The sequence below is a fragment of the Sphingomonas sp. Leaf25 genome, from assembly GCF_001421635.1.
Lineage (GTDB): Bacteria > Pseudomonadota > Alphaproteobacteria > Sphingomonadales > Sphingomonadaceae > Sphingomonas.
Genome location: NZ_LMKU01000033.1, coordinates 316,681 through 326,555 on the forward strand (window position 1 = coordinate 316,681; position 9,875 = coordinate 326,555).

Below are 9,875 nucleotides of genomic sequence, written 5' to 3' on the forward strand. Positions count from 1 at the left end.
GCGCTTTACGCTTCCTGCGCCATCTTCTGCGCCTTGGCGACGGCTTCGTCGATGCCGCCGACCATGTAGAAGGCGCTTTCGGGCAGGTGATCGTATTCGCCCTCGACCACTGCCTTGAACGACTTCACCGTGTCTTCCAGCGCGACAAACTTGCCGCTGATGCCGGTGAAGACTTCGGCGACGTGGAACGGCTGGCTGAGGAACTTCTGGATCTTGCGGGCGCGGGCGACCGTGACCTTATCCTCTTCGCTCAGCTCGTCCATGCCGAGGATGGCGATGATGTCCTGCAGCGACTTGTAGCGCTGGAGCAGCGACTGCACCGCGCGCGCCGTGTCGTAATGCTCCTGACCCACCGTGCGCGGTTCCAGCACGCGGCTGGTCGAATCGAGCGGATCGACCGCCGGATAGATGCCGAGTTCGGAGATCGCGCGGTTCAGCACGGTCGTGGCGTCGAGGTGGGCAAACGAGGTGGCCGGCGCCGGATCGGTCAGATCGTCGGCGGGCACGTAGATCGCCTGCACCGAGGTGATCGACCCCTTGTTGGTCGAGGTAATGCGTTCCTGCAGCGCGCCCATGTCGGTCGACAGCGTCGGCTGATAGCCCACCGCCGAGGGAATGCGGCCGAGCAGCGCGGACACTTCCGAGCCTGCCTGGGTGAAGCGGAAGATGTTGTCGACGAAGAACAGCACGTCCTGGCCCTCGACGTCGCGGAAATATTCGGCGATCGTCAGGCCCGACAGCGCGACGCGCGCGCGCGCGCCCGGCGGCTCGTTCATCTGGCCGTATACCAGCGCGACCTTCGATCCCTCGCTGGTCGGATTGCCGTCGGCATCCTTGGCGATGACGCCCGCGTCGAGGAATTCGTGATAGAGGTCGTTGCCCTCGCGGGTACGCTCACCGACGCCCGCGAACACCGACGTGCCGCCGTGCCCCTTGGCGATGTTGTTGATAAGTTCCTGAATGAGCACCGTCTTGCCGACGCCCGCGCCGCCGAACAGGCCGATCTTGCCGCCCTTTGCATAGGGGGCCAGCAGATCGATGACCTTGATGCCGGTGACGAGGATCGATGAATCGGTCGACTGGTCGACGAACAGCGGCGCCGATGCATGGATCGGGGCGGTGGTTTCCGCGCCGACCGGGCCACGCTCGTCGATCGGCTCGCCAATGACGTTCAGGATGCGGCCGAGCGTCTTGGGGCCGACCGGCACGCGGATCTGCGATCCGGTGTCGCGCACCGCCTGACCGCGGGTCAGACCCTCGGTCGCGTCCATCGCGATCGTGCGGACGGTGCTCTCGCCCAGATGCTGTGCGACTTCGAGGACGAGCCGGTTGCCGTTGTTGTCGGTTTCCAGCGCGGAGAGGATCGCGGGCAGCTCGCCGTCGAACGAAACGTCGACGACCGCGCCGATGACCTGGCTGATCCGGCCGGTATGGTTGGTGCTGCCCTGGGGCGCGTAGGTGTCTGCGGCGGTTGCCATCATGCTTTCCTATCTAGTCTCAACTGTTCAGGCCCGAAGTCGCATACGAAGGTCGGCAAGCGTTGCCTGCCATGCCGCGTATTCGTCCGTCTCCGCCCAGAGTTCGTTCAATTCGCTGGCATTCTCGACCAGATCCAGCGCACTCGACGCCAGCGTCCGATCGGCTGCGGCTGTATCGCCGTGACCGGCGGCCCATGCCGCCAGTTCCGGCTTCAACCGCGGGGCGGGCCGACCCAGCGCCGCCGCGACAAGTTCGAGAGCGGCGATCGCCTCTTCCGCCTCGTCATATCCGCCATTGTCGACATAGTCACGCAGGCGATACCGGACATCGTTCCAGTCGCGGCTGTCCGCGACCACGCCGAGAAAATCGAGCGTGCTGTCGCACTCGTCGAACTGAACCCCCCACGCACCCATCAGCGGCGCTCCGCTGGTACGGGGCGGGTAAAGGTCACGACCAGACGGCGACCGCCGTCGATCTTTTCGCGAATGATCTGGTAGCCGGCACCGGGAAGCGTGCCCGTCGCCGGACTCTCGGTCATGATGCCGCGCTTCATCTCGTCACGACCTGGCAGGCCGAGACTGGCCAGCGGCCGGTCGACCCAGCGGGCGAACTGTTCTTTTGCGAACGGGCTGGCATCAAGATTCACGATGTCGAGCGAAAAAACCATCCGCCCGATCCGCTGCGCATCGCCGTTCACCGTCAGATGCGCGGTGTTGACCGGCTTGACCGACGGGTCGCCCATTGGGGTCGCCATTGCCTGGGCGACATGGCTGCCCGCTGGCGTCGGGGCATAGTCCGACAGGCGAAAACCCATCGAATTCAGCAACTCGATCGCCTTGGGCGCATCGCCGAACACCGTCGCCCAGCCGCCGCTGACGAACGGCGACGGCGTCGGGCGGGGCTTTTCGGCCTCGCGCGACGGCTGGCCGCAGCCGGCCAGCATGGCGACGAGCGCCAGCAGGACGGCTGCCTTCGTCACAGCGCTTCGGCGCCCGAGATGATCTCGACCAGCTCGGTCGTGATCGCCGCCTGACGGGTGCGGTTGTACTCGATGGTCAGCCGGTTGATGAGGTCGCCAGCGTTGCGCGTGGCATTGTCCATCGCCGTCATCTTCGAGCCCTGCTCCGACGCGGCGTTTTCCTTCATCGCACGATAGATCTGGACCGCGATGTTGGTCGGCAGCAGGCTGTCGAGAATCGCTTCCTCGCTCGGCTCATACTCGACGACCGCGTCGGCGGCCGGCGCGCCGGTCTGCGCCGGGATCTTGACCGGGATGAGTTGCTGCTCGGTCGGCTCCTGCGTCAGCACCGTCTTGAACGTGGCATAGAACAGGTGCGCGACGTCGAACTCGCCCGCTTCGTAGCGGCGGATCAGGTCGTCGGCATAGCCTTTGGCATCGGCGAAGGTCAGCTTGCCCAGATCGCCCGGCTCGACCGCATGGATGAACCCGTCGCGGAACTGGCGCGCCAGCACCGCGCGGCCCTTGCGGCCGATCGTCAGGAACTTGACGGTCTTGCCCTGCTCCTGCAGCTCGAGCGCGCGGCGGCGGGCCATGCGGGCGATGTTCGAATTGAACGCGCCGGCCAGCCCCTTGTCCGACGTCGCGACGACGAACAGATGAACCTGATCGCGGCCCGTACCGGCGAGCAGCGGCGAGCTGCCCTCGGTGATCTGCGCGGTGCTCGCCAGGCTGGCTACGACCTGCTCGACCCGGCTGGCATAGGGGCGACCGGCCTCGGCCGCTTCCTGCGCGCGGCGCAGCTTCGCGGCGGCGACCATCTTCATCGCCTTGGTGATCTTCTGGGTCGATTTGACCGAGTTGATCCGCAGTTTGAGAGCCTTGAGCGACGCCATATTCTTCTTCCTGCTCCCTCTCTCCGCCGTGCGGGGAGAGGGTCGGGGAGAGGGGGCTTCTCGTTACCGAGCGGCCCGCACTTTNGAAGGAGAGAGGGCTACAGTGGATTTACGCGAAGGTCTTCGCGAACTGGTCGAGCGCCGCCTTCAGCCCCGACTTGGCTTCATCGCCTAGATCCTTGGTATCGCGGATCTTGGTGAGGACGCCTGCGTGGTTCGCGCGCAGGTCCGACAACATCGCCTGTTCATAGCGGGTGACGTCGTTCACCGGCACCTTGTCGAGATACCCTTGCGTGCCAGCGAAGATCGACGCGACCTGCTCCTCGAACGGCATCGGGCTGAACTGCGCCTGCTTGAGCAGTTCGGTCAGCCGCGCGCCGCGGTTCAGCAGCTTCTGGGTCGAGGCGTCGAGGTCCGAACCGAACTGCGCGAACGCCGCCATTTCACGATACTGGGCCAGCTCCAGCTTGATGCTGCCTGCGACCTTCTTCATCGCCTTGGTCTGCGCGGCCGAACCGACGCGGCTGACCGAGAGGCCGACGTTGATCGCGGGGCGGATGCCGGCGAAGAACAGGTCGGTTTCGAGGAAGATCTGGCCGTCGGTGATCGAGATCACGTTGGTCGGGATGTACGCCGACACGTCGCCCGCCTGCGTCTCGATGATCGGGAGCGCGGTGAGCGACCCGCCGCCGTTCGCATCCGACATCTTGGCGGCGCGCTCGAGCAGGCGGCTGTGGAGATAGAACACGTCGCCCGGATAGGCTTCACGGCCCGGCGGACGGCGCAGCAGCAGCGACATCTGGCGATAGGCGACGGCCTGCTTCGACAGATCGTCGAACACGATCAGCGCGTGCATGCCGTTGTCGCGGAAATACTCGCCCATCGCGGTGCCGGTGTAGGGCGCCAGATACTGGAGCGGCGCGGGGTCCGACGCGGTGGCGGCGATGACGATGGAATATTCCATCGCGCCGTTTTCCTCCAGCGTGCGGACGAGCTGCGCGACGGTCGAGCGCTTCTGGCCGACCGCGACATAGACGCAGTACAGCTTCTTCTTCTCGTCAGTGCCGGCGTTCGCCGCCTTCTGGTTGATGAAGGTGTCGATCGCAACCGCCGACTTGCCGGTCTGGCGATCGCCGATGATGAGTTCGCGCTGGCCACGGCCGACCGGCACGAGCGCGTCGATCGCCTTCAGCCCCGACTGCATCGGTTCGTGGACCGAGGTGCGCGGGATGATGCCCGGCGCCTTCACGTCGACGCGGCTGCGCTGGTCGCTGACGATCGGGCCCTTACCGTCGATCGGATTGCCCAGACCGTCGACCACGCGGCCGAGCAGGCCCTTGCCGACCGGCACGTCGACGATGGTGCCGGTGCGCTTGACGGTGTCGCCTTCCTTGATCGACGAGTCGGACCCGAAGATCACGACGCCGACGTTGTCGGCCTCGAGGTTCAGCGCCATGCCCTGGATGCCGCCGCCGAACTCGACCATCTCGCCCGCCTGGACGTTGTCGAGCCCGTGGATGCGGGCGATGCCGTCGCCGACCGACAGCACCTGGCCGACTTCGGACACCTGTGCTTCGGTGCCGAAGTTGGCGATCTGGTCACGGATGACCTTCGAGATTTCTGCGGCGCGGATATCCATGACTTAACCTTTCATCGCGTGCGCGAGCGTGTTCAGACGGGTCTTGATCGAGCTGTCGATCATCTGGCTGCCGATCTTCACGATCAGGCCGCCCAAGAGCGAGGGGTCCACCTTGAGGTCGATCGCGACCTCGCGGCCGACGCGGTGGCGAAGCTGCTGTTTCAGCGCATCGACCTGCCCGTCGTCGAGCGGGTGGGCCGAAGTGACTTCGGCGTTCGTCTCGCCACGCTGGCGCGCGGCAAGATCGCGAAAGGCGCGGATGATCGCGGGCAGGTCGCCCAGACGGCGGTTCTGCGCCAGCACGCCGAGGAAATTGCCGGTCAGGGGATCGAGGCCGAGCACCGGGCCCAGCGCGGCGATGGTGCGCGCGGCATCGTCACGGCCGATCAGCGGGCTCTTGATGAGCGCGGCGAGATCATCCGATTCGGCGATTCCCGCCTGGAGCGACTTCAGGCTTGCCTCGACCGCCTGCACCTGGCCGTGATCCTGCGCCAGACCGAACAGCGCGGTGGCGTAACGGCCGCTCAGACTCGCCTGAATCGTGGTAGCGCCGCCGGTAACGTTGCCAGTCATTCCGCTGGATGTCTCCACGCGCGCGTCCTTGGGTTGAGGGATCAACGATGTCGTCCCATGCGTGAAAGGGGGCGGCACTCCCCTTGTCCGGCGGCGCGAGTCTGTCTCGCGGCTGCTGGAATCGGCCCGTGCGCCCCCGATGGGTCGTGCGCCCGCTAGCATCGGTGTCATCATTTCGCAAGCTTTGCGGAACCGCCGGGTGACTCGTCCGTAGGCCGAAGCTGAACCGGAGATGAGGGGACGGGATATGGGCGACATCCAGCGCATGACGATGGCCGACGGTGCCGGGATCGACGTCTATCGCGCCGAACCGGCCGGGTTTCCGCGCGGCAGCGTGGTGGTGGTGCAGGAAATTTTCGGCCTGACCGACCATATCCGCGAGGTGGCAGACAGTTATGCGGCGGAAGGCTATCTCGTGCTGGCCCCCGCGCTGTTCGACCGCGAGCAGCCGGGGTTTCAGGCCGGGTATGAAGGCCCCGACTTCGACCGTGCGATCGAACTGGCGCGCAAGATTCACCCCTTCGACCAGTCAGTGGCCGATGTCGCGACCTGCGTCGAGATGCTGGAGGGTGTCCAGCCGGTGTTCGTCGTCGGCTATTGCTACGGCGGGTCGGTTGCGTGGGCGGCGGCGGCGCGGGTGGACGGGATCGCGGCGGCATCGGCCTATTACGGCAGCATGATCCCCGACAGCACCGACGTGCCGCGCGTGCCGACGATTGCCCATTTCGGACGACATGATGCGGGGATTCCGGTTGAGAAGGTCGAGGCGCTGGCGAAGCACCCGCCGGCAAATGCCGCCATCCATCTCTACGACGCGGGGCACGGCTTCAATTCGGACCGGCGCAAGGATTATGACCCCGAGAGCGCGGCCTTGGCGCGGGCGCGGACGCTGGAGCTGTTCGACGCCAACTCCAGAAGCGCCGGTTGGATGGACGTGTCCGAGATCGATCGTTCTTCCTGAGCGGAGGCCGGTATCACCCCGCCCTGGTGCAGCGATAGACCAGCCGCTCGTTGGCCTGTGCCGGCAGCGCGGTGCGGATCGCCGATTGCTGCGTCGCCAGCGCGGCGCGGGCGCCGGTGCCGCTCTCGCATGCCTTTTGCTGCACCTGACCGCGCAAGGTTCGCGCGCGCTCCATCGCCTCGGCTGACAGGAGATAGCGGCTGTTGGTATAGCTCCCGCTGACAGGATCGAAGCGCAGGACCGAGACGGTCGCATCCTCGCCGGGCACGAGGATACGCTCCCAGCCGCCGCCCGGCGCCTCGGCATATTGGGTGCGGCGGTTCATGCAGCCATCGGAGCGCCAGTCGAAGCGGACGGTTTCGACCGGCGAGACGATGATCCGGCTGCGTTCGGGCATCAACGTGCATTGCAGTACGCCGGCAAGCGGCGTCGCGCGGGTCGCGGCGGTTGCGGCGTCGCCCCCCTTGACCGAGGCGGGATCGAAATCGGGGCGCAGCACGAACACGATGATCGCGCCGGCGAGCAGCACGGCCCCGCCGCCGGCCGCCCATCTCGCCCGGCGCGTGTCGCCGCGACTGGCCAACAGGCCAGCGCCTCCGGCCGCCAGCACCGACAACGCCAGCAGCAGCGCCGCCAGCGCGATCATGTTCTCGCGTGTCTCGGCATTGTCGGCACGCGCGGTGTCGAGTGCGGCCAGCCGGTCCTCACGCGCGCGCTCGGCGGCGGCGCGGGCGCGTTCGCGGTCCTCGACCGACTGGCGTTCGGCATCGGCCCGGTCGCGCGCATCGGCATCGGCGAGGGTGACGCAGGGGGTGGCGATCGTCGCGACCGGTTGCCCGGCGTCGCGCAGGAAGGCGACGAGTTCGTTATCGGCGATGGCGAAGGCGAAGCTGGCGTCTCCCTCCTCGCCGCGGGTCAGCGCCGAATTGACGCCGAGCACCCGGCCGCACCGGTCGAGCAGCGGCCCGCCCGAATTGCCGCGCGCGATGCTGGCGGTATGGACCAGCACCGCCGTCCCCTCCAGCCTGCGATTGCCCGACAGCACGCCCTGCGAGCGGACCGGCGCGGTCGGCGTCACGAAATCGTCGGCCGAGCGCGCCGTCGCCAGATCGACGTTGCCGGGGTAGCCGAGCGCGATCGACGCATCGCCCTCGCCCAATGCCCCGGTATAGAGGGTAAGCGGCGGCAGGCGCACCTCGCGCACCTCGATCAGCGCGAGGTCGCGCGCGGTGTCGACCCGCAGCAGCCGGCCCTCGTACGACCGCTCGCCCTCCGAGGGGACGATCGCCAGCACCGCTTCGCCCGGATAGCGTTCGAGCAGTTCGACGACATGGGCGTTGGTGACGATCCGGTTCGGCGCGACCGCGAAGCCGGTGCCGTGTTCGATGTCGACCATCTCGCCGTCGACCGTTGCGATCGCCAGCACGCGCACCACGCCGCGCGCCGCCGCCGACACGTCGTCGGCACGCGCCGCCGGGGCCAGTACGGCGCCCAAGCCCAGCATCAGCGCCCATGCGAGCAGCCACCGAACCATCGTCATTCCCCAAACGCTGTTTCGCGCCGCCGTTTCGGGCAAAGCGGACGTCGGCGCAAGGGTCAGCCGGTCTTGGCGTCCTTGTCGTCGTCATCCTCGCCGTCGGCGGCGGCGGGCGCGGGCGTGCCACGCCAGCGCGCCAGCGCCGCCTTCGCCCCGCCGGCGTCGATCGCCGCGATCAGTTGCTGGGCAAGGACGCCGCTGCGCCCGCCATGCGGCGAATAGGCGACGGGTCCCAGCACGCGGCGCGCCTCGTCGGCGCGATCGGTTTCCAGCAGGACGCGCGCCGCCTGCATCCGCAATCCCCGGTCCTGCGGCGCGAGCAGGTGCGCGCGCAGCAGAGCGTCGCGGGCGTTGGCGGTCGGGACCTGTCCCGGCACCTGATAGGCCTGGTAGTAGAGCAGCAGCGGTTCGGGATCGTCGTTCTCGATCGTGTTTGCCGCGAGGAACGACCGACGGATGCTGCGCCAGCGTTCGGGCGCGGCATCCCTCGCGGCGCGCGCCTGCACCATCCGTGCGCGGCCGAGCAGGATATGTCCGTCGATCGATTTGGGGTCGGCAGCGATCGCACGGGCCGCCGCCGCCTCGGCGATGGGGAAGTTGCCGGCGTGGAACTCGACCTCGGCGAGCAACGCCTGCGCCGCTGCGTCGTTCGGATAGGGAGCGGCGGCGCGCCGGGCCAGCGGCAGCAGCGCCAGCGCCTGCGTCCGGTCGGTGCCGCGTTTCGAGCGGATGCGCACCGGCATCATCGCCGCTTCGGCCGGGGTCAGCGCGCGGACGCTGACGTCGGCCTTGGACACCGCGCCCGCGGGCATGATCGAATAGCGCAGACCCGAACGGACATAGCGCGACAGATCGCGGTCGAGCTGTTTCAGGTCGCTGAAATTCTCCGCCGCCTTCGCCGCGCTCTGCCCCGACACGATCGCGCGCATGAACCGGTCGAGCTGTCCGCGCCGCGTCGGATCGAGCAGCAACATATGCGTCAGCGCCCAGCCGCCGGCGTACAGCGCGCCGCGATCGATCGTGGTCGTATCGCCGGTCAGGAGCATGGTGGCGGACACCGGCATGCCGGTCTGGAACTGGCGCGCGCGGTACATCGGCGGGCGCGCCACCTCGACCGATCCGTCGTCGCGCAGGCGGGTGGGGGCGAAGAACTCGGCGAACCCTTCGACGAACCACACAGGAAACGCGGCCTCGGCCCAGTTCGAAAGCATGAAGTGGTGGGTGTATTCGTGGAACAGGACCTGTTGCGAATCGATGCCGTTCGTGCCGCCGTTTCCGCCATGTTCGGGCACGAACGCGACCGATCCGGCCGCGCGCGGAATGTAGAAGCCCGCGACATTGCGCTGTCCGACAAGCTTGCTGATCGTCGACAGGTCGCCGGTGACGTAGACGTTCACCCGGTTCGGCACCGCGATCGGTTCGGACGGCATCTTGGTCAGTTGCCGCAGCACCTTGTCGAACCGTTCGAGCCGCTCGGCATAGCGCGCGACATCGGCTGCGGGATCGTCGGCATAGACGATGAAATGGTCCGATCGCGCCTCATGCCATTCGGCCCGTGCCGCCACCGGCCACAGCGCCAGCAATACCGCCAACCCCATGCGAATCATCAACGTCGCTCCGTCTTCTCGTCCGAAAGGATTAGCGGCGCGGCATGACGCCGCCAAGTCGGCTGCGGGCGGGTGCGATCGACGGGCGTTCAGCCGGCGGGTTTCTCCGGCTTCGTTTCGGCCGCGCGCCATTTGGCGAGCGCGCCTGTGGCCCCGGTGTCGTCGATCGCCTTGATGACGGTGGCCGCCAGCGTCGCCATCTCGCCGCCGTGCGGCGAATAGGCG

General features: G+C 67.6%; 9 protein-coding genes. 1 reads left to right on the plus strand and 8 read right to left on the minus strand.

Going from position 1 to position 9,875, the window contains the following annotated elements; genetic code table 11:
• Window positions 1-5 precede the first annotated feature (5 nt).
• From atpD to ASE78_RS16470, 6 genes are all read right to left on the minus strand, one after another.
• Window positions 6-1,478, minus strand: a complete 1,473-nt coding sequence (gene atpD / locus ASE78_RS16445) for a F0F1 ATP synthase subunit beta (protein WP_056498571.1) — start codon at window positions 1,476-1,478, stop codon at window positions 6-8.
• A gap of 27 nt (window positions 1,479-1,505) precedes the next feature.
• Window positions 1,506-1,892 (minus strand): DUF4259 domain-containing protein, encoded by a 387-nt coding sequence (locus ASE78_RS16450; RefSeq protein WP_056498573.1) that lies wholly within the window; start codon window positions 1,890-1,892, stop codon window positions 1,506-1,508.
• Entirely contained in the window at window positions 1,892-2,458 is a 567-nt protein-coding gene (locus tag ASE78_RS16455; RefSeq protein WP_056498575.1) for a hypothetical protein, read from the minus strand. Before ASE78_RS16455 ends, ASE78_RS16450 begins: the two co-directional genes overlap by 1 nt.
• Window positions 2,455-3,333, minus strand: coding sequence for a F0F1 ATP synthase subunit gamma (locus tag ASE78_RS16460; protein ID WP_055757668.1), 879 nt, complete (start codon window positions 3,331-3,333; stop codon window positions 2,455-2,457). The genes ASE78_RS16455 and ASE78_RS16460 overlap by 4 nt, the downstream gene beginning before the upstream one ends.
• A gap of 109 nt (window positions 3,334-3,442) precedes the next feature.
• Complete coding sequence (gene atpA / locus ASE78_RS16465) at window positions 3,443-4,972, minus strand: F0F1 ATP synthase subunit alpha (RefSeq protein ID WP_055757670.1); 1,530 nt, start codon at window positions 4,970-4,972, stop codon at window positions 3,443-3,445.
• Between the two features lie 3 nt (window positions 4,973-4,975).
• Entirely contained in the window at window positions 4,976-5,545 is a 570-nt protein-coding gene (locus tag ASE78_RS16470) for a F0F1 ATP synthase subunit delta (protein WP_056498577.1), read from the minus strand.
• Between the two features lie 247 nt (window positions 5,546-5,792).
• On the opposite strand from ASE78_RS16470, the gene ASE78_RS16475 reads away from it, so the two are divergent.
• Window positions 5,793-6,506 (plus strand): dienelactone hydrolase family protein, encoded by a 714-nt coding sequence (locus ASE78_RS16475; protein ID WP_164490765.1) that lies wholly within the window; start codon window positions 5,793-5,795, stop codon window positions 6,504-6,506.
• 13 nt (window positions 6,507-6,519) lie between these two features.
• On the opposite strand, the gene ASE78_RS16480 is transcribed toward ASE78_RS16475, so the two are convergent.
• Both ASE78_RS16480 and ASE78_RS19020 read right to left on the minus strand, forming a co-directional pair.
• Window positions 6,520-8,046, minus strand: coding sequence for a trypsin-like peptidase domain-containing protein (locus tag ASE78_RS16480; RefSeq protein ID WP_235515118.1), 1,527 nt, complete (start codon window positions 8,044-8,046; stop codon window positions 6,520-6,522).
• Window positions 8,047-8,102: 56 nt separating this feature from the next.
• Entirely contained in the window at window positions 8,103-9,653 is a 1,551-nt protein-coding gene (locus ASE78_RS19020) for a tetratricopeptide repeat protein (protein WP_162236508.1), read from the minus strand.
• Between the last annotated feature and the right edge of the window lie 222 nt (window positions 9,654-9,875).